The 19,843-nt window shown below is 60.6% G+C and carries 14 protein-coding genes; 10 read left to right on the top strand and 4 right to left on the bottom strand.

Annotated features, from left to right (window positions below; translation table 11 throughout):
• The first annotated feature begins 13 nt into the window (after nucleotides 1-13).
• The gene (locus D0550_RS05685; protein WP_206606109.1) at nucleotides 14-3,625 is read left to right on the top strand and encodes a TonB-dependent receptor; all 3,612 of its coding nucleotides are present in this window, start codon (nucleotides 14-16) and stop codon (nucleotides 3,623-3,625) included.
• Between the two features lie 81 nt (nucleotides 3,626-3,706).
• Nucleotides 3,707-5,746 (top strand): glycoside hydrolase family 97 protein, encoded by a 2,040-nt coding sequence (locus tag D0550_RS05690; RefSeq protein WP_206606110.1) that lies wholly within the window; start codon nucleotides 3,707-3,709, stop codon nucleotides 5,744-5,746.
• A gap of 135 nt (nucleotides 5,747-5,881) precedes the next feature.
• Here D0550_RS05690 and D0550_RS05695 read toward each other — a convergent pair whose 3' ends face one another.
• Nucleotides 5,882-6,331 (bottom strand): hypothetical protein, encoded by a 450-nt coding sequence (locus D0550_RS05695; protein ID WP_116808147.1) that lies wholly within the window; start codon nucleotides 6,329-6,331, stop codon nucleotides 5,882-5,884.
• A gap of 279 nt (nucleotides 6,332-6,610) precedes the next feature.
• On the opposite strand from D0550_RS05695, the gene D0550_RS05700 reads away from it, so the two are divergent.
• The 3 genes from D0550_RS05700 to D0550_RS05710 all read left to right on the top strand — a co-directional run bounded on the left by D0550_RS05700 (nucleotide 6,611) and on the right by D0550_RS05710 (nucleotide 9,055).
• The gene (locus D0550_RS05700; protein WP_116808148.1) at nucleotides 6,611-6,967 is read left to right on the top strand and encodes a hypothetical protein; all 357 of its coding nucleotides are present in this window, start codon (nucleotides 6,611-6,613) and stop codon (nucleotides 6,965-6,967) included.
• 712 nt (nucleotides 6,968-7,679) lie between these two features.
• Nucleotides 7,680-8,021 carry a hypothetical protein gene (locus tag D0550_RS05705; protein ID WP_116808149.1) on the top strand — a complete coding sequence of 114 codons (342 nt, stop codon included), beginning with the start codon at nucleotides 7,680-7,682 and terminating at the stop codon, nucleotides 8,019-8,021.
• 59 nt (nucleotides 8,022-8,080) lie between these two features.
• Nucleotides 8,081-9,055 carry a hypothetical protein gene (locus D0550_RS05710; protein ID WP_153067050.1) on the top strand — a complete coding sequence of 325 codons (975 nt, stop codon included), beginning with the start codon at nucleotides 8,081-8,083 and terminating at the stop codon, nucleotides 9,053-9,055.
• A gap of 153 nt (nucleotides 9,056-9,208) precedes the next feature.
• Here the strand turns inward: D0550_RS05710 and D0550_RS05715 are convergent, their stop codons facing one another.
• Both D0550_RS05715 and D0550_RS05720 read right to left on the bottom strand, forming a co-directional pair.
• A complete protein-coding gene (locus D0550_RS05715; protein WP_116808151.1) occupies nucleotides 9,209-10,222 on the bottom strand; it encodes a DUF3466 family protein in 1,014 nt (337 codons plus the stop codon).
• A 141-nt stretch (nucleotides 10,223-10,363) separates the two neighbouring features.
• Nucleotides 10,364-11,317, bottom strand: a complete 954-nt coding sequence (locus D0550_RS05720; RefSeq protein ID WP_116808152.1) for a glycosyltransferase family 2 protein — start codon at nucleotides 11,315-11,317, stop codon at nucleotides 10,364-10,366.
• Between the two features lie 187 nt (nucleotides 11,318-11,504).
• Between D0550_RS05720 and D0550_RS05725 the strand changes: the two genes are divergently transcribed.
• The 5 genes from D0550_RS05725 (at nucleotide 11,505) to D0550_RS05745 (ending at nucleotide 17,503) form a co-directional block, all read left to right on the top strand.
• On the top strand, nucleotides 11,505-12,545 hold the full coding sequence (locus D0550_RS05725; RefSeq protein WP_116808153.1) for a medium chain dehydrogenase/reductase family protein: 1,041 nt from the start codon (nucleotides 11,505-11,507) through the stop codon (nucleotides 12,543-12,545).
• A gap of 341 nt (nucleotides 12,546-12,886) precedes the next feature.
• Nucleotides 12,887-14,275 carry a selenium-binding family protein gene (locus D0550_RS05730; protein ID WP_116808154.1) on the top strand — a complete coding sequence of 463 codons (1,389 nt, stop codon included), beginning with the start codon at nucleotides 12,887-12,889 and terminating at the stop codon, nucleotides 14,273-14,275.
• A 76-nt stretch (nucleotides 14,276-14,351) separates the two neighbouring features.
• Nucleotides 14,352-14,984: a hypothetical protein gene (locus tag D0550_RS05735; protein ID WP_206606111.1), complete on the top strand. Its 633-nt coding sequence runs from the start codon at nucleotides 14,352-14,354 to the stop codon at nucleotides 14,982-14,984.
• A gap of 141 nt (nucleotides 14,985-15,125) precedes the next feature.
• Nucleotides 15,126-16,001, top strand: a complete 876-nt coding sequence (locus D0550_RS05740) for a universal stress protein (RefSeq protein ID WP_153067051.1) — start codon at nucleotides 15,126-15,128, stop codon at nucleotides 15,999-16,001.
• A 41-nt stretch (nucleotides 16,002-16,042) separates the two neighbouring features.
• Nucleotides 16,043-17,503, top strand: a complete 1,461-nt coding sequence (locus D0550_RS05745) for a phospholipase D family protein (RefSeq protein WP_116808157.1) — start codon at nucleotides 16,043-16,045, stop codon at nucleotides 17,501-17,503.
• Between the two features lie 89 nt (nucleotides 17,504-17,592).
• Here the strand turns inward: D0550_RS05745 and D0550_RS05750 are convergent, their stop codons facing one another.
• Complete coding sequence (locus D0550_RS05750) at nucleotides 17,593-19,836, bottom strand: SMP-30/gluconolactonase/LRE family protein (RefSeq protein ID WP_116808158.1); 2,244 nt, start codon at nucleotides 19,834-19,836, stop codon at nucleotides 17,593-17,595.
• Between the last annotated feature and the right edge of the window lie 7 nt (nucleotides 19,837-19,843).

Here is a 19,843-nt window from a genome sequence, read left to right on the forward strand (position 1 = left end):
TACCCGGGGGAGCATGTCGAAGCTGAGTGGCGCGCTGCGCGTTGCCGTAGGGTGCGCGGTTGCTCTTGCAGCCGTCAGTGCTTTGGGTGTGGCAGTCGCCGATCAAGTGGCTGTCAACGTCGATATTGAGGCGCAGTCCGTCGACGCCGCGCTCCGGGAACTGTCACGCCAGGCGAATACCAACATTCTGTTTTCGCCGGCAGCGGTTCAGGGACTGATATCGACGTCCATCAAGGCGGTAATGACGGCGGAGGAGGCGGCCAGGGCAATGACCGCTGGCACCGACCTGGAGGTCGTGCGCGATCTGACCGGGGCGCTGATCGTGCGTCGTCGTTCGATGTCCAAGACGAGCTATAACGATGTGAACCTCGATATTGAGTTGGAGGAGGTGATCGTCGTCGGCGTGCGACGAGCGCTCGAGACTGCGCAGCAGATCAAGCGCGACGCCGATACGTTCGTCGACTCAGTGACGGCGACCGACATCGGCTCGTTTCCGGATAAGTCGGTGGCCGAAGCGCTCCAGCGGGTGGCTGGCATCACCGTGTCTCGGCTGCAATCCAACGACGACAGCACCCACTTTTCCGCAGAACCCGCCGGCGTATTGATCCGCGGGCTCACGTTCGTACGTACCGAATTCAATGGGCGCGACAGCTTCTCCGCCGATGGCTATCGCGGATTGAACTTCAACGACATCTCGCCGGAATTGATGGCGGGCGTCGACGTGTACAAGAACCAGACCGCCGAGATGATCGAAGGGGGGATCGCGGGGACCGTCAATTTGCGTACGCGCCTGCCGCTCGATACTCCCTCGCGCGTCTTCTCGCTCACGGCGCGAGCGAACTATGGCGATCGCAGCGACGACACCACTTATGAAGGGTCGGGCATCTTTGCCGATGTCTGGAACACGGAGTTCGGCCGCTTCGGGATGCTCGCGAACTACGCGTACTCGCATGTGAAGACGCAAACCGAAGGCGTCGTCATGCAACGGATCGGTACGTTCTGTAGCAGTGGCAATGCCGATGCGGGCGGAAATGCGCTCGTCACCACGGACGGCTCGGTTCCGTGCGCGTCGTCGCCCTATGGGGGCTCGGGCTGGCGCTACATTCCCAGTCAGGTGAATTTCTCTGAAGTGCTCTATGATCGTGTGCGTCATGGGGCGTCGGCAGCGCTGCAGTTCGAGTCGAAAGATCGACGCTGGCTCGCGACCGCGCAATACATGAATTCTCAGTATGACAACGCATGGGGCGAACGCAGCTCAAACGTTTCTTTCTTCAGTCTGTGGGCGGTGCCGGGTTACTCGCCCCAGAGCAACGCAGTCATCGCCCCTGCGGACGGCACCCCCGCCTTTACTTTCGGTCGTAATGGAATGTTGGAATCCGGTGTGCTGACGCAGCCCACCGGCGATTGGCTCGGCGGCAGCACCGCAGGGAATCTCCTGTACGGCTCCGCGGTTCCCGGCCTGCCGTTCGTGAACTACTGCGGCCCTCAGGCCGACGGCAGCCCGTCGACCTGTAGCACGCAACGCCAGGGGGTGTATGTCGGTAATGAAGCGCGCAACTTCGATCATGCAGAGGGTACGCGCGATGTTTCATTCAATCTGCGCTGGGATCCGACCGATCGGCTGCGCGCAACGTTCGATGTTCAACGCATCGATGCTGAAACCAACAACTACGACATCCTGGTCGCGAACCGAACCATGGCGAACGCCAAGTACTCGACCAACCGGGATGGCACGCCTCAAATCGAATTGCTGCCTGGGTCCAACATCAACTACGCGCCGGGGTTTCTGGCCAACCCGCACAACTACTACATTCCGTTCATCCAGGATCACCTCGAGGACAACCAAGCTCGCGAGACCGCGTTGCGTGGCGATCTGGAATATCGGATCGGCGGCACCTGGCTCGACGCTCTGAAGGTTGGTGCTCGGCATGCGGATCGCAAGCAGCGAGTTCGCTACTCGGTCTACAACTGGTCGCCGATTGCGACGCCGTCGTTCTGCAATGGGCCGGGCTTCAATATCGACAACTCGCAAGCTGCAGCTTACCCGGCAGGGTGCGGTGAGGCCGGGCGAGCCTTTCGAGGCTATGGCGCAGGCATCTGGGAAACTGGCAGCCTCGATGCGTTGTACGATGGCAACGTGTTCGCGAACGGCGCGATGGTGTTCTTGAATCGATCGACATTGCTCGATCGCCAACGTCACATCGATGCATTGAGTGGCGCGACGACGGGCTCGCCCATGGCTTGGACGCCGCTGTGTCAGCGCGACAACAACACCGAAGGATGCTTCATCGATCCCGAGATTCTGGATGTCGAGGAACGCACCAAGGCGCTGTACGCAATGCTTCGATTCGGCGGTGACAACGTGACGCTCTTCGGCGTCGGCGTTCGGGGCAACATCGGACTGCGTTACGTTCGCACGGCGGTGTCGAGTGATGGCGCGGTCGCTTTCCCGATGTCTACTTGGTATCAGACCGCGGCCGCCACGCCTTGCAATGCGCCGCTCGCTGGCGAGGATGTCACGCATCTTTCCTGCTGGTTGACGCCGGAGTTGCTGGCGTTCAGCAATGGCGCGGGCATCGATAACGATCTCAGTCGCAGCCATGACAACCTGCTGCCGAGTCTCAATCTGCGCTTGCGGCTCAATGCGCGTCAGTACATCCGGTTCGGCGCGTCCAGATCGTTATCACGTCCAGATTTTGGGCTGCTGCGCAATCATGTCGGTGTGCAGTCGCCGGTGATCGATACGTCCGCCGACTCGCCGTACGTGATCTATCGTTCACCGACTGCGCCGCGCACTCCGGAGAATGTCACAGGCTATCGATTCGTGTTTCATGCTGACTCGGGATTTGGCGGCCTCGCGCCGATTACCGCGGATAACTTTGATGTCGCGTACGAGCACTATTGGGGCCGCAGTAGCTCGTTCAGCCTCGGTCTGTTTCACAAACGGCTGAACGGCAGCATCGCCTATGGCGAGTTCGAGCGAGAGTTCGAGAACAACGGCACGTCGCAGACCGTCATCGTGCGTGGCCCCCGCAACGGGGCAGGTGGCGGCACGCTGAATGGGGTCGAGGTGGCGTTTCAGGCGTTCTTCGATTTTCTGCCGGCGCCTTGGAATGGGCTCGGCGCACAGCTGAACTACACGCATGTGAAGCAGTCCGGCATCAGCAATTCGAACCTGGCGGTTCAGCCCGGTTACGCGCCCGGCGGCACGATCGCGTTCGGCGGCGGGCTGCAGGTCAATGACAAGGTCATCGATTCGCACCGGCTCGCCGGCATTTCCGACGATTCCTACAATGTCGTGGCGCTGTACGAGCGCGGTCCGATCGGTGTGCGGCTCGCGTACAGCTGGCGCTCGGATTTTCTGACCAACAATCTCGACTGCTGCATCGGCCTGCCGATGTGGCAGAAGGCGGGCGGCTATCTGGATGGCTCGGTGCGGCTGCAGGTCGGTAACAACGTCGAGCTGTCGCTGGACGGTTCCAACCTGCTCGACAGAACGACCGTGAGCCAGCAACAACTGTTCGGTGATTCGCCGCTGACGCCCGGTGCCGCGCCGGTACGACGCGACTCGGCGTGGATCCGCAGCGACCGCCGCTTCCAGCTCGGCTTCAGGTTCAAGTATTGATTGGCGCCCGAGGTCGACTGAGGGAATCGGCGCTTTCATTCGTCAGTGGTATGCGGCAGGCGCCGCGATCTGGAGCTGGCTGTGAAATTTGTAATTGGGCTCACATGTGTCCTGGTATTTCAGGCTGGGTTGGTTGAGGCTGCCGAGTGCGTCGAATCGCCGGGAAACGTGCTGCGGATCTGCGTGGGCGCCGCAGGTGGACAGCCATTCTACGAAGTCAGCCGGCGAGGGCGGCCGGTACTCGAGCGCTCGGCCCTTGGGCTGACGTTCGTTGGGGAAGCCCAGGCGAATGTGACGCTTGGGAAGGTAAAGCGCAGCGCCCACGACGCGACCTGGGAGCAACCTTGGGGCGAGCAGCGAGTCATTCGCGATCATCACAACGAGATGCGCGTCGCGATGCGCGGCAATACTCGGAGCAGCAAGTCATTCGATATTGTCGTGCGCGCGTTCGATGAGGGCTTTGGCCTCCGTTACGACTATCACGGCATTCCATCGAACCAGGAAGTCGCGATCAGCGATGAGCGGACGCAGTTCCGGCCGGCGGGAAAATATCAAGCGTGGTGGTTCGAGGCGTATCAGAAGGAGCGCGACGAGTATTTGTATCGCCGCTCGCCGCTCGCGGAGCTGACCAAAGCGGAGACGCCGCTGACGTTGGAATCGCCGGGATTGTTCCTTGCCATCCACGAAGCTGCGCTCGTCGACTTTGCAAGCATGACGTTGCGGTTGACCGCGCCGGACACCCTGCAGGCCGATCTCATGCCTTGGTCGGACGGCGTCAAGGTTCGACGCACGGGCCCATTTCAAACGCCATGGCGAACCGTGCTGATCTCCGAGACGCCGGGAGGATTGGCCGACTCGCGCATGGAGCTGAACTTGAATGAGCCGAACCAGCTCGGCGACGTTTCTGCCTACGCGCGTCCCGGCAAGTACGTCGGCATTTGGTGGGAGATGCATCTGAATCGTTCGACGTGGGGCAGTGGCCCCCAACATGGCGCGACCACGGCGAACACCAAGCGCTACATCGATTTCGCCGCGAAGCACGGTTTCAGCGGCGTGCTGGTCGAGGGTTGGAACACCGGCTGGGATGGTGACTGGATTGCCAATGGCGCCAGCTTCAGTTTCACGCAGACGTATCCGGATTTCGATCTCGCCGAGGTCACGGCGTATGCGCGGAGCAAAGGCGTCTCGCTGATCGGTCACAATGAAACGGCCGGTGCGATTGCGAATTACGAGTCGCAGATGGCGGCGGGTTTCGAGCAGTATGCAAAGTACGGTGTCCACACGGTCAAGACCGGCTATGTGAAACCGAACGGGACGATTCAGCGCCTCACGCCCGACGGCGCGTCGCATAATGAATGGTTCGCGGGCCAATACCTCGTGCAACATCATCAACGCGTCGCCGACACCGCCGCGAAAAATACAAAGATCGCGATCGATGTTCACGAGCCCGTCAAGGACACGGGCCTGCGACGCACCTATCCCAACATCATGTCGCGCGAAGGTGCGAGAGGGCAGGAGTTCAATGCGTGGGGCGATCCGACGAATCCGCCTGAGCACGTCGTCATCTTACCATTCACGCGCTTGCTCGCTGGGCCGATGGATTTCACCCCGGGCATCTTCGATATCACCGCAGGCAAGAAGGACATTCACAAGCGTGTGCAATCGACGCTCGCGAACCAGCTCGCACTTTACGTCGTAATTTACAGCCCGCTACACATGGCAGCCGACCTGCCGGAAAACTACGAGAAGCATCCGGAAGCATTCCAGTTCATCAAAGATGTGCCGACGGACTGGGAGCATTCGCGCACCCTCGATGCACGCATCGGGGATTACATCGTCGTCGCTCGTCAGGAGCGTAACGGCGAAGATTGGTATTTGGGCGCGCTGACGGACGAGCAGCCGCGATCGCTATCCGTGGCGCTGGATTTTCTGCAGCCAGGTCGCAGCTATCAGGCGCAGATCTATCGCGACGAAACCGATGCGGATTACCGGACCAATCCCCTCGCTTACGTGATCGAAAAGCGCACCGTGCGTGCGACGGACCGACTGCCGCTGGCAATGGGACCGGGAGGCGGGGTGGCGATCAGGTTCAAGGCGCTGGATCAGGATGCGCCCAGATAGGTCGGCGGGTCCTCCGTTGATCTATCGCGTGGCTGACAACTCCGCGACACATGCGCTGAAAGTTGACATCGGTGGGGGCGGCGAGTCTTTTAACGGAACGGCGAGCAGGCCGAACGGTCAGCATTGCATCGCTCGTCAGTTGGTTGGCAGCGCGCCTACCTGGATCAGAGTCACCTGGCAGAGATTGTCACCAGTAGGTCGCAGCGTGTCGTCTATGTAGAACGCTATCGGTTCACCACTTTGCATCGCTGTCAGTAGATGAGCGAGCAGGTGCGTGTCGCTTTTCTTTATGGCTACTGCATCCTGCCGGCACGTTGACGCACCCCATGGCGCAGGATTGACGTACACCAGCATGAGATCTGTGCTGTTGGGGTAAGCGGGGCGGGCTGCGGCCATTGTCAGTGACGCCCCGACGATCACGCTCCGACCATACTCGGCTGCGTGCAAAGGCTTGATTGGCATCGGGCTCAATGCAATTGCCAGTGCAATCGCGATCCTGCTATTCGTCGTTCGTGGGCCTGTCGTCAGCTGCGGCGTCACCGCGGCGAACCTCGGTTCCTTTAAGCTCAATTCAACTGCTTCCATACAGTGCCCCCAATCAAGGACGGCGCGAGGTTGTAACTGCTAACGCACCTGTGACGCACGCCCATCCAATCTAGTTGGTGTTGGGCTCAGTTTCGGTAGCGCCTGGATCTCTGTCAACAGCTTTGTCTCGGTGGGAATCGAAATCAGGGTTTCGCCGAATTGCTACTCTCACAATCGAGTCAACGACCGTGCACGGCAACCTCTCTGCGCAGAACGGATTGACAGACCGCGGTCCAAACTGAGAATGTTCGACTCCTCGCACAGCAACGGAAGCTAACAATGCTAAAAAGTATGATTGCGTTGACAGGCGCGTGTGCCCTGTTCCTCATCGCTCCAAGCGAAGCCAATGCCGGAGAAAAGCGCGGCCGCATCACTTCTGTGCATCTGGGCCAACAGCACGCCGAGAAGGTCTTTGTGAAGATTGAAGGCGCGTATACCCAGCCAGAGCCGGCGTGCAGTTTAGGTGTAAGCAGTTGGGATTTTGTTCTCAATGTATCGAGTCCCACGGGCAAGGCGATCTACACGCAACTCATAGCTGCGCAGTACTCTCAGACGCCATTGCTCGTGGCAGGTACGGGCGACTGCTTCCTTCACGGCGGCTATGAGACCCTGCAGCACATCATCATCGATACTTGATGCGGTGTCCTCCGCGGAAGCTCGATCTTGGTCTACTGAGTGACTCGGCGGTGGCAGGCTCATTCACATTAGCGTAATGACGCATCCGACTGCACAGATGGGCAGGTCTTTGTCGCTAGTTCTCGCGTGTCTGATCTCCGGAGCCCGCGCCGGCTGCCAGCAGCCGGCGCCGAAAAGGAGGAGGCAACCGTGGTCGACGCTCTCAGTTTCTCCGAAGATAAGGCACCGATCGTCCCGCGTGTGGTGCTTTATTACGTCTCGGCAAGTGGCGCATATTCAGCTCGAAGAGCGCCGCGCTATGGCGAGTACGCAAATTGTTCTCTTCATGGTTCGTCCTGAACACCTGGCTGTATCGCCAAAGTAAATTTGCAGCCTGAAGCATTGCATTGTCAAGAGCATTCCGTGACGCGCGCAGCAATCAGGGAATCCAGCGTCAGCGCCCGAACGGTCCTGCAAGAGATATTCGGGAGCGTTCCTTGATTCGTTATATCGGACTGGATTATTTCGTTGACACTGTCTCGGTGTGGCTGTAATTATCATTCCACTCAAGAAATGGCAAAGGACGGCCAACTAACAAACCGTACCTTCTCCTTTTCTCGTCAGTGGCGTTGTCACGAGAGTGAATCGTGTCACGCAAGCACAGCCAAAGAGTTTTCCTCAGTCCGCATGGATGCGTATTGCTTTGGGTTTACTTTGAAATAGGAGTACTGCGATGACGTTGTTGCGATCGTTGCTCGGGGCGGCGCTGCTGATGACTGCGTCTGTGTCCGCTCATGCATACACAGAGTGTACTGGACGAGTCGCGCGCATCTTTGCCGACTCATCGGTGTATGTTTGGTTCGATAACGGGCTCACTTGGCAAAAGGCGGCTTGGTTCGGCTCGACGACCGTGGAGCTCCAAAGCCAAGCCACCGTGAAGAATATTCTGGCCGTCGCAACAACGGGGATGACGACCGGCCGATCGGTCACCGTCAGGTTCGTTGCTGATGGGGTCTCGTGCTCTGGAGACAAACAAGCTCTTGAGGTTTGGGGCGTCTATCTGAACGCAACTTGACGAACTTGCCTGCGGCGATCAGCGCGGTTCTTCGAAACGGAACGAACAAGGAGCGTCTCGTGCGCATCATTCCCAGATATCTCTTTTCACGGCTTGGGCTCGGGCTGCTGACCGTGCTGTTGTTCGTTGCGCCCAACGATCCGGCAAGCGCTCAAACACGGGCGTTCCAGATGACTTTGTGGGCTGGCAGCGATTCTGCGCCAGGCCCCGATAGCGACATACCGACGTTCTACGATGGGAACCCACAGCCTGCCGGCCGCTCCATCTTGATCAATTTCAACTGGCACGTTCCGGTCTCCACCCGTAACTATGAGTGGTCGCGGATTGTTGCTGTGCTGATCGATGAGCCCTATAACGATTTTAATGGGTTGTGGGGACCCTGCTGGTCGGCGAGTGATGTCGCGGCGGTCAACGCCCGAGCACAGGTGCTGGCGGACACAGCGGCGGCAATCAAGTCGGTTGCTCCCATGACGCGCTTCTGGGTGAACCTCGCCAAGCCGCAGCTTGATTGGATGACAGGTTCCCAGTGTTCGGTCGCGGCCTATGCGCCCGTCAATGTCAACAGGGCCTATATCGACGTGATTTCAGTCGATGTCTACAAAACGTCGTTCGTGCCGACCCTCAAGGGTTATTACGACTGGCTGGATACTCATCGAGCGAAACCAGATCAGCAGATGGCGCTGATTCCCGGCACGTTCTACCGTGTCGGCAAAGATAGCGAGATTGGTCAGGCCTCGCTTCTGCAAGGCTACTTCGACTACGCGAACAGCGCGAATCAGAGCTGCGATCTACCTTGGGGCAGCCGCGGTCTGACCGGAAGCTTCGATGGCTGTCGAGTATGGATCGTCATGGGATGGCTGGCCGAAAATCATACGGAAGGCGGCGTACTCTATAGAGGCTTGCGAGATCCAAACTCACAGTACCTCGCCGCATATTGGAGAACTCAGTTAGCGTTGCCTCTCAGGCCCGACCTGGCGCGCCAGGTGGCACCGGGGGAGTTGCTTCCGGCAATCCTGCCCCTGTTTCTGGAGTGAGGTCCGGAAATTCGAGTGCAATCACCACCGCTGATGCGTCAACGACCGGAAGGTCACACTATCGCTCGCCGAATCGACCATCGGCGAGCGTGATAGAGCGAGCTTCCGGCTTTCCCGATGAGCTCCATCTGGGTCTTGGTGGTCCGTTGACGGTTAAGGCACCGGGACCAAAACATAGCTGCGCCGCTGTTGCGCGACCGTATCGATCCCATTGACGACGATGTAACCCAGATCATTGATTGCGGTTGCCTCGAGCAATCTGATGTGCAAGGCCTGGGTCGGGGTGAGCACCGTGTTGAGGTTCAGTGCACTCGTGCCATCCCACAGTGTCGCGACGGAAGTCAGACTGCTGTTCTCCGAGGAGCCAACGATCTGCCCGGCATTGTTGATGTCGCGGGCCGTGGTGCCGAACTGATAATTCGCCGGGCCGGTCAGTGCGACTGCGGTTCCTGCCGACCAGAGTCTTGCTGTGGTTGTCCATTGGCGAGTATTGGGATCGAATGTCTCACTGTTGCCGACGATCGCGGTTGAATCGTTGATGGCGATCGGTTGCATATTTACTCCCAACGCCGTCGCCGTGGTGCCATTCCACAGCGTGGCACCAAGGCTCGACAGGCCGATCACCTGGCCGAGATTGTTGATATCTCGCGCCGAGCCCTGACCCAGGTCAGTCAGCGTCGCGCCGTCCCAGATGACCGCGCGTTGTGACAGGGTGCTTGTGAACGTCCAACCGACGACCTGGCCCAGCTGGTTGATGGCAAGCGCATTGCCTTCGGTTCCTCCCAAGGTCGGCAGCAGCGTTGCCACCCCGCCATTCCACATCGTGGCGCGCTGGCCGTAGGTGCCATTGGGCTGCATCGTATAGGTGGTTCCGGCGATCAAGCCCGCGTCGTTGATCGCAAACCCTGCGCCCGAAATTCCGCCAGCCAGATCCAGCGTCGTCGCGCTCGTGCCATTCCATAGCGTGGGATTTTCAGAACTGGGTGAAGCGGAGATCGCACCGACAACCTCATCATTGTCGTTGATCCCGAACGCCAGACTGTAGTTGGCCGTGGCCGGTGCGTCGAGTTCGATCAGTGAATATTGCTGAGCGTGGACTGTGTGAGCGGACAGGCTCAACGCGGTGATGCTCAAGCAGGTCGCAAACCATCCGTGAGTGCGTAACATTGTTCTTGACGTCCCTTGGTTAAGTTATTGGTCTAAATTCTTGGTGTGAGTCGTTGGTCGGAATGATCGGCTCGGATTATTGCGCGAGCAGTATCTCCTGTCATCAAGGATTGATGGTCGAAATGTGACGGCCTGGTTTTATTAGCGCCGTTGCGCGCGCCTTCCGTTGCGGTACCTGCGAACGACATGACCCATCGCCGCGGGGGCGAATGCCCGACCGAGTGCCGCCAGCACCTCCAGCCACCATTTGCGATATCGCCACGAATAGTGCGCGCTTGCCGCGACGGTACGTAGCGCACCGATGCGCATTCCGCCACGCGCCTGGCTTCTCGCGAGTCCGCCAGCCATCTCCGCCCGCAGCCTGTGGAGTATGCAACTCACATCGGGGTTGCCGTTTACTCCCAAACCTTTCTCGAACACCCGTAGGCGGTCCCGCCACGCGGTGATGTCGTCTCCACCATGTTGTCCATGGCGGCGAACCAGGGTAAGCGGCTCGTCGATGCCATCGATCTCACTGTGTGCCGCCAAGCGCAGCCACAGATCGTCGTCTTCGCACATGACCAATGTCTCATCGAACGAGCCCAGTTGCTCCAGCAACTGCCGTGCCACGACCACGCTGGGTAACGCGATGACGATTTCGTCTTTGAGCATCCGCTCCATGATCCAGCCGGAAGGGGCGGATCGCTTGGCATCGTGGCGTAGCTCTTTGGGCTGACCGGCGCAGTCGACGAGGGCGAAAGCCGTGTAACTCCACTGGCGCTGGGGGTGGCGGGCCAACGAAGTCATCTGCATTTCCAGTTTGCGCGGCAGCCACAGATCGTCGGAGTCCAGAAACGCGACATACTCTCCGCGCGCCTCGCGCAACGCGGCATTGCGCGTCACGGAAGGTCTGCCGCTGTGTGGCAGGTAGATGACTTTGACTCGTGGCGGCGCATGCAAGCTGTGCAGATACGACCGCGTATCAGTGTCCGAGCCGTCGTCCGCGATGATGAGTTCCCAGTGTGCAAAAGCCTGATTGAGTAAGGACTCGATCGCCGGCTGCAGAAACTCCCGGCGATTGAAGGTCGGCATGATGACGGAAACGAGCGGCCCCATAGCAGCAAATCGAACCGTGCCTAACGCGCCATGCCGCTGAGCCTAAGCGACGAGACGGCAGCGTGACGCTCGCGAGCCTTACGGTTATATCGTGGTAAGGTGCACGCCGACCGCATCGCACGCCACTTTCCGAACGACCTGGAGGTGGAACATGTCAACGAGATCTTGACCGGCCGTGGTTAGCAGCATGCGCCAGAAGCGAATTCTCGTGGCTCACTACGGTGGCCCGGAAGTCATCACGAGTATCGAAGAGGAAATCCCCGTCCCGGGCGCCGGGGAGTTGCGCGTCAAGGTGCTGGCGGCGGGAGTCGGTTTGCCGGACGTACTGGCGCGCGAGGGGGTTCATCCCGAAACGCCTAGGGTGCCTTACACGCCTGGCTGGGACCTTGTTGGAACAGTCGATCAGCTCGGCCGGGGTGTTACGGACTTCCAGCTGGGCCAGACGGTAGCTGCCATGCCCATCCACGGGTGTTACGCGCAGTACGTGTGCGTCCCCCACGGTAGGGTCGTTGCGGTGCCCGCAGGGCTGGATGCGGCGGAGGCAGTCGCCGTCGTGTTGAACTACATCACTGCGTATCAGATGCTGCATCGGTCGGCGAAGGCCCAGCCGGGGCAGCGAATGTTGATCCATGGGGCTGCGGGTGGCGTGGGCACGGCGATGCTGCAGCTGGCGAAGCTGGCCGGTGTCGAAATGTTCGGTACCTGTTCCGAGCAAGCCGCTCCGGCGGTGCGGGATCTCGGCGGCATCCCGATCGACTACAAACATTCCGACTTCGTGCAGGAAATCCATCGCCTCACGGGGCGTGGCGTTGATGCGGTGTTCGACGGAATCGGCGGAGACAATCTTTGGCGCTCGCGTGACGCCTTGCGTGAGGGCGGTCGCGTGGTTACCTATGGCTTCCAGTCGAAGATGCGGGGAGGGCGGATGGCATCCCACAGTGAAGGACGGCATCCGTTTCGCGAGTCCACTGAGCTTGGGGGATACATCCTTCGCAACTGGTTCAAGCCCGGTCGAAAGAGCATGGTGCCCTACAGTATCCAGTGGCTGATGCGCTTCAAACCGGCCTGGTTCCGCCAGGATCTGTCGGCGCTGCTGGACCTGCTCAAACAAGGCAAGATCAAGCCCATAATCGCGCAACGGCTACCGCTAGAAGAGGCACGCCGCGCGCACGAGATGCTCGGCGCAGGCGGCGTGGTCGGCAAGATCGTGCTGTTGCCCAATGGCTAGGAGATGAACTCTTGTGTCGAGGGCGCGTGAGGTGATTGCTGGCAGAGCATCTGCACGGAGCGCTCGCGAGTTGGAACGGACCGTAAATGGTGAAGCCTGAAGCGGCTCAGACGCGTGCGGGCTTTCAATGCTCAGGTGCTGCTGATCTTCCTACGCAGCGCTGTGGCACTGCGAACCTCACGACCCATGCAGACCGGTCAATCAGATTGACCTAGAATATCCGCCTGCGGAGGCGGCGCACTTCTCCTCTCATCCCACTCGTCGTGACATCGGTCGACGGGCATGGGCGTACGCATATCTCCTCCGGTGCACGCTCGTGCCTCGACCGCTACGGAGGCGCCATGGCAACCTGGACACCCGATCCGACGTTCTATCCGTCCGCGCGAATGGCGATGCAGGCTCCAGCTGAGAAGCTTGCTTATATGGCCATTCTCAATGTCGAAGGCAACGAGCCCGACGCGCTCGGCGTCGTTGATCTCGATCCGCAATCATCCACTTATGGCGAGCTCATCAACCGCGTCCCGATGCCGAATGCAGGCGATGAGTTGCATCATTTCGGATGGAATGCGTGCAGCTCCGCGCTGTGTCCCTACGCACCGCATCCGCACGTCGAGCGGCGCTATCTGATCGTGCCGGGCCTGCGCTCGTCGCGCATTCATATCCTCGACACCAAGTCCGATCCACGCGCACCGCAGATGGTCAAGGTGATCGAGCCCGGTGAAGTTCATCAGCGCGCCGGATACTCACGTCCGCATACTCTGCATTGCGGTCCGGAAGGCATCTATGTGAGTGCGCTTGGCGCGCCGGATGGCGAAGGCCCGGGCGGCATCTTCTTGCTAGATCATGATGCGTTCGACGTGCTCGGCCGCTGGGAAGTGGACCGTGGCCCGCAGCAACTCGCTTATGACTTCGCGTGGCATCTCGGTCATGACATACAGATCACCAGCGAATGGGGCACGCCCAACATGATCGAGAATGGGCTCGTGCCGGAGTTGCTGCTCGGGTCGAAATACGGGCACCAACTGCACGTGTGGGATTTGCGTCGGCGCAAGCACCTGCAGGCGATCGATCTCGGCGCGGAACAGCAGCTCGTGCTCGAGCTGCGCCAGGCGCGCGACCCGACCAAGCCATACGGTTTCGTCGGCGTGGTGATCAGTCTGAAGGATTTGTCATCGTCTGTGTGGCTGTGGCATCGCTCGAATGGCCAGTGGGCGGCGCAGAAGGTGATCGAGATTCCAGCGGAACCCGCTGAGCCCGATCAACTGCCGCCGTTGTTGAAAGGGTTCAAGGCAGTGCCGCCGCTCATCGCGGATATCAATCTGTCGCTCGATGATCGATTCCTGTACGTGTCGTGCTGGGGCACGGGCGAGATTCGTCAGTACGACGTCTCCGATCCGTTTCATCCGCGGCTCACGGGCTCGATCCGGCTGGGTGGCATCGTGAATCATTCACCGCATCCGGCAAGCGGGCCGCTGAACGGCGGCCCGCAGATGGTGGAAGTGAGCCGCGACGGCCGACGCGTCTATTTCACCAATGGGCTCTATCGCGCATGGGACGCGCAGTTCTATCCGGAAGGTATCAAAGGCTGGATGGTGAAGTGCGATGCAGACCCGAACGGTGGGCTGACGCTCGATCCGGAGTTCTTCCTGCCGGCGGAAGAGGGCTTCCGCACGCATCAAATTCGCCTGCAGGGTGGGGACTCGTCGTCGGACACGTTCTGCTATCCATGACGCGTGTCTTCGTTCAGCAGGCATCGAGGGTGGCACCGTCTTCGCGGCGCAGGCTGTGAGCGAGGCATGGCCGTGGATGGCGCTCGCGGGGTTGGGAGCCTTTCACGGCCTGAACCCGGCGATGGGTTGGCTGTTCGCCGTCGCACTCGGTCTTCAGCGTAAAAGCCGCGGCGCCGTGCTTCAGGCATTGCTGCCGATCGCTGCGGGCCACGCGTTGTCGGTTGCAGCGGTCATCGTCGCGATCAGTGTGTTGCGTGTCTTCTTTGATATCACCGTGCTGGAGATAAGCGCGGCGGTCGCGCTCATTGCGTTCGGCCTGTACCGCCTGCTCGCTCGTCACCGCGGGCGCGCGGGAATGCAGGTGAGTGGTGCCCAACTTTTGCTGTGGTCGTTTCTGATGGCGACAGCCCACGGCGCAGGTCTCATGTTGATCCCGGTGCTGTTGGGGATGCCCATCGCAGATGCGCATAGCGAACATTCGCACCACATGGCGGCATTCTCGTCACTCGGACCGTCAGCTGGCACCGCCCTTGCGGCACTCGGCGTTCACACGCTTGGAATGCTTGCAGCGGCCGGCGCCATCGCCATCGTAGTGTATGAGTGGGCGGGCCTCGCCTTCCTACGTCGCAGCTGGATCAATGTCGATCTCATCTGGGTGTTCGCCTTGATCGGCGCGGGAGTCATTCTGCTCCTCATGGCGTTGCCTTGACGGACGCGCCAGGGAGGGCGAGCAGGGCGCGGCCCTTCGATCAGTCAAGGGGGCCTTGGTCCAATCAAGCGAATTCCACCTTCGATTTGCCCGCGTGCGTTGCGTGAGAACGAGGCAAACGCCGAAGCGAGTACAGCATCCATGACTCCTTCTATTCGTGCCATCGTCGCCGCCACTGATTTCTCCTTCTCGGCCCATCGAGCCGCGAGGCGTGCCGGAGTGCTCGCTAAAGAGCTCGGTGCTACGTTGGATCTCTTACACGTTGTCGACACTTCGACTGCCAAATCGCTACTGCGTCGCTCCCCATCATTCGAGGTAGAGCAGCCGCTGCGGCTCGAGGCCCAGCGCGCCCTCCAATCGCTCGCCGAGGACATTTTGGCTGCCGGAGGCGTGGTCAATGACCGGTTGCTGCGGGAGGGGCCGGCGATGGACGAGATTCTCGCGATCAGCACGAGCAGCGACTTGTTGGTCTTGGGGCCGCGCGGCGTGAATCCATTGCGTGACTTCATCCTTGGCTCCACGGCCGAGCGCATCGCGCGGATGGTCGAGTGTCCCATGCTCGTCGTGAAGCAGGATCCGCAGATCCCTTACGACAACGTGCTCGTGCCTGTCGACTTCTCACAATACTCCGCGCCCTCGCTGCAGTTCGCGTCAGAACTGGCGCCAGGCGCGACGCTACATGTGTTCCATGCGCTCGACGCCTCCCTCAAGCCGAGATTGCGCAACGCGGGCATTGCTGAGGACGAGGTCACGGCTTACACGGATGAGCTGCAGCGAGAGGCGAATGCAAGTATGACCGAGCTGACTTCAGCTGCGCTTGGACAACCTGTACTCAGTACGGTACAGATTGGCGATGCACGCGTAAACATCTGTGAGCGTGCGGTTGCGAATCAATGCACGCTGATCGTGATGGGAAAGCAGGGCCGCTCCTGGCTGTCGGAGCAAGTTGTGGGCAGCGTCACTCGACTGGTACTGGAGCGATCCAATTGCGACGTCGCGGTGGTCCCTCCGAGCTGAGCACTCGAGTCCCCGGCCACCTGATATTGAACAGTCGGCCTATGTCCTTTTCGACTGAAGGCGTGTTCTCGATAGCGGACAGGCAAGCCACTCGCCTTCACCAGGCAATCGAACCGACGTTACGCGCGCATCCCGGCGCGAGCGGAATCTACGCACTGGAGAATGGCCAGGACGCTTTCACTGCGCGGGCGCTCCTTGCGGCCGTGGCACAGCGCTCGATCGATGTCGAGTACTACATCTGGCGCCGCGATGTGACTGGCTTTCTGCTGTTTGAAGTGCTGTGGGATGCTGCGGAACGCGGCGTACATGTCCGCCTGCTCCTGGACGACAACAACACGGCCGGTCTCGACGACACAATCGCCGCGCTCGATGCTCACGAGAACATCGAGGTGCGCCTGTTCAATCCGTTGCGTCATCGTCGCCTGCGCTGGATCAACTATATCCTCGACTTTCGCCGGGTGAACCGGCGCATGCACAACAAGTCGTTCACGGTCGACAAGGAAGTGAGTGTCGTCGGCGGCCGCAATATCGGCGATGAATATTTCGACGCCAGCAGTGCGATGAGATTTGCCGACCTTGACGTGATGGCGGTAGGCCCGATCGCGTCCGAAGTGTCGAACGACTTTGACCTGTACTTCAACAGTGAGTCGGCGCATCCCGTCGAGAGCTTGCTGGGCAGGGCCTCGACCGATGCGATCCTCGACCTCAAGGCCGCCTTCGCAACAGTGCATTCCAGACCAGCCGCGACGCAGTACCTCGAAGCGCTGGAGCACAGCGGGTTCTTGACTGAGTTTGAGGAAGGTCGACTTACGATGGAATGGGTCGACGCGCGGCTCGTTTCCGACCACCCGGCGAAAGTGCTGCATGCACAGCCGCCCAAGGAGTTGCTCATGCTGCCGCGGCTGCTACAGCTGACTGGGCAGGCACGCGTGCAGTTCGACTTGGTTTCACCCTATTTCGTGCCTGCGATCACGGGAACGAAGGATCTTGCGCAGCTGGCGAGGCGGGGCGTCAGGGTGCGCGCGCTCACCAATTCGCTCGCGTCGACCGATGTCGCCGCGGTTCACGCCGGCTATGCCAAGCGTCGTAGAGCGTTGCTACAGGCGGGTGTGGAGCTTTATGAACTGAAGCGCGTCGAGCCAACGCCCGCGCGACTGACACGTGGCAGCTCCGCAGCGAGTCTGCACGCCAAGACCTTTGAGATCGACGGACGTTACGTCTACGTCGGGTCGTTCAACTTCGATCCGCGTTCCGCCTATCTCAACACCGAGATGGGGCTGCTGCTCGACAGTCCTCAGCTCGCCCGGCGGCTCAATCAATTCTTTGCAACGCAGGTGCCCGTCCATTCGTATCGAGTGCAACTCGACCAGAACGATCACCTGCAATGGGTCGAAACGACTGCAGAAGGAAGCAAAGCGTATCGTATCGAGCCTCACACAAATGCCGGGCAGCGGCTGGCGCTCGCCTTGATTGCCGCGTTGCCGATCGATTGGCTGCTGTGATGTCGATAAATACGTGCGCCTTTGGCCGCAGCCACGGGGCGGTGTTGGGATCCCGCCCCGGTTTCGAATGCCGCGTCGTTGCGGGAGTCCTAGTGAACGATCATCTGGTATCCGCTGTAAGGCTGGCCGCCGGTTGCAGTCGTCGTGCAGTTCGAGAGGCTGCCATCGCCTGCGAGCGAACACTTCAACAAACCGCCGCCAATGCTGCCGATATAGGCGTACTGGCCGTTGAGCGCGATGCTCCAGGCGCCGAGCTGGGTTGCCTCTGTGACGCACGCCGAGGGCAATCCGTCCGCGCCCAGCGTGCATCGGCTGACGCTATTGCCGATCGTATTGGCGACATACAGCTGGGTCTCATCGGCGGAGAGGGCGATGCCCGTGGGCATGCTGAGCCCGATCCCGGCCGTTTGGCAGGCGCCGATGCTACCGCTCGGCAGCAAATCGCAGACTGCGATCTGGTTGGTGCTCGGCTGGGCGATGTAGGCGCGGCTGGCTGTGACGACGATGCCGCCGAAGTCGCCGGCCATAGCAGACGTGCAATTGCTTACTCTGCCATCAGGGTCGATTTCGCATTGGAGGACGTCGCTGGTGCCCGCGGCATACAGCAGGTCGCCAGCGATGGTCAGCCAGCGGGTAGTGTTGAATATGCCCATGGGGCTGCCGTTGGGATCGCAATAATCGAGCGTCGCATTTGCCTGGATCTCGCAGAACCGTAATTGCCCGGTCGCCTGATCGGCCACATACAATCGATCTCCACGGGCTATCGTTCCGTACACCAGCAGCGCCGGCGCGCCTGCGAGGACGCAAGCCCCGACCCCGCCATCGCTGTGGACCGGGCAAGAGAGGGTCCGCCCACCGTCGGCGGCGAACACGTGCTGCTGGTGGCCGACGTAGTTGATATTCACCGAGCCGTTCTTCGTCACGCCTGCGTGATTGATATAGCTGTAGCTCAGTGTCAGCGTGCCGGTGGTCGCAGCCGTCGGCGCATAGGCGAAAGCGAGCTGGCAAGCGTTGCCGGTGCTCACCGTCGCGCAACTGAATGAGCTCGGGCCACTCCAACCAGCGGGCAACGCGCTCAGATTGGCGATGGCGAAGCTCGTGGCCGGATGGCCGTCGTCCGAGGTGAACGTGATGTCGACGTTCTTGCTGGCGCTGATGGGCACGATCACCTGGCCGGTCGGTGACACGGTGGCGACCACGTTGTTGTCGACGGTTGCGACAAAAGGAACGTTGATACTGCCGCTCTTCGCACCGCCAGAGTTATCGGTGTATGCATAGTTCAGCGATAACGTGCTGCTGGCGACAACCGAGGGGGCGTACGTCAAGTGCAGCTGGCAACCGTTGCCCGTGCTCGCGCTCGCGCAGGTGAAGGAGGGCGCCGAGGCGCTCCAGCCCGTGGGCAACGCGCTCAGATCCGAAGTGACGCTGATGCCAGTGATGGTGCGGCCGTCGTCGCTGGTGAACGTGATGTCGACGGGCTGGCTGCCACCCACAACGGCGGCGATCTGTCCGGTCGGTGAGACGGTGCCCACCAGATTGTTTTGCGAAGTGCCGGCATAGGGCACGCTCACCGTGCCCGTCTTGGCCGTGCCCGAATTGTCCTCATAGGAATATTCGAAAGTGAGCGTGCCTGCGTCGGCGCTGCTCGGCTCGTACACCAATCCGAGCTGGCAACCGTTGCCGGTGCTGACCGTGGCGCATGTGAATGTGCTCACGTTGCTGGTCCAGCCGGAGGGCAGGCTGGTCAGAGCGCTGGTGAGTTGCAGTTGGTGCGCGGGATTGCCGTCGTCGGTCGTGAAGGTCAGATGCAACGACTGCGTGCCGCTGCCAGCGATGGCTTGAATTTGCCCGCTCGGCGCTGCCGTCGCGACCACGTTATTGGTGGTGGTCGCTGCGAAAGGGATTGCAATCGTGCCGGTCTTGGTGGTCTTGGCGTCGTTGACGTATTGGTAACTCAACTCCAGCGTGCCGCTACCGATGGCGTTCGGCGCGTAGCTGAGATTCAGCACGCAGCCGCTGCCCGTCGTGACCGTCGCGCAAGTGAAGACGGAGGGCCCCGTCCATCCCAAGGGCAGACTGCTAAGGCCCGCGGTGACCGACAGATCGCTCAGCGGTTTGGCGTCGGATGCGTTGAAGGTGATGCTGAGGGTTTGCGCCCCGCCGCCCACGACGGCCGCGACCGTGCCGGTTGTCGACTTGGTGACAGTGGCGGAATTGTCCGTCGGCTCTGGTGAGGGTCGTGGGAATCCTCGACGCGGATCGTTATCGCAACCGGAGAGCGTCAGTAAGACGAGCAGCGCAGGCGTGAGCCACTGGGTATTCAAATGGTGCATGTCGAGT

The organism is Steroidobacter cummioxidans, from assembly GCF_003104955.1.

Excerpts from the sequence above, each read along its gene's own strand:
- D0550_RS05720 (WP_116808152.1), bottom strand. The coding sequence starts at position 11,317 with ATGGGGCCGCTCGTTTCCGTCATCATGCCGACCTTCAATCGCCGGGAG.
- D0550_RS05745 (WP_116808157.1), top strand. The coding sequence starts at position 16,043 with ATGTCCTTTTCGACTGAAGGCGTGTTCTCGATAGCGGACAGGCAAGCC.
- D0550_RS05695 (WP_116808147.1), bottom strand. The coding sequence starts at position 6,331 with ATGGAAGCAGTTGAATTGAGCTTAAAGGAACCGAGGTTCGCCGCGGTG.
- D0550_RS05730 (WP_116808154.1), top strand. The coding sequence starts at position 12,887 with ATGGCAACCTGGACACCCGATCCGACGTTCTATCCGTCCGCGCGAATG.
- D0550_RS05705 (WP_116808149.1), top strand. The coding sequence starts at position 7,680 with ATGACGTTGTTGCGATCGTTGCTCGGGGCGGCGCTGCTGATGACTGCG.
- D0550_RS05725 (WP_116808153.1), top strand. The coding sequence starts at position 11,505 with ATGCGCCAGAAGCGAATTCTCGTGGCTCACTACGGTGGCCCGGAAGTC.
- D0550_RS05685 (WP_206606109.1), top strand. The coding sequence starts at position 14 with ATGTCGAAGCTGAGTGGCGCGCTGCGCGTTGCCGTAGGGTGCGCGGTT.
- D0550_RS05750 (WP_116808158.1), bottom strand. The coding sequence starts at position 19,836 with ATGCACCATTTGAATACCCAGTGGCTCACGCCTGCGCTGCTCGTCTTA.
- D0550_RS05715 (WP_116808151.1), bottom strand. The coding sequence starts at position 10,222 with ATGTTACGCACTCACGGATGGTTTGCGACCTGCTTGAGCATCACCGCG.
- D0550_RS05700 (WP_116808148.1), top strand. The coding sequence starts at position 6,611 with ATGCTAAAAAGTATGATTGCGTTGACAGGCGCGTGTGCCCTGTTCCTC.
- D0550_RS05735 (WP_206606111.1), top strand. The coding sequence starts at position 14,352 with ATGGCGCTCGCGGGGTTGGGAGCCTTTCACGGCCTGAACCCGGCGATG.
- D0550_RS05740 (WP_153067051.1), top strand. The coding sequence starts at position 15,126 with ATGACTCCTTCTATTCGTGCCATCGTCGCCGCCACTGATTTCTCCTTC.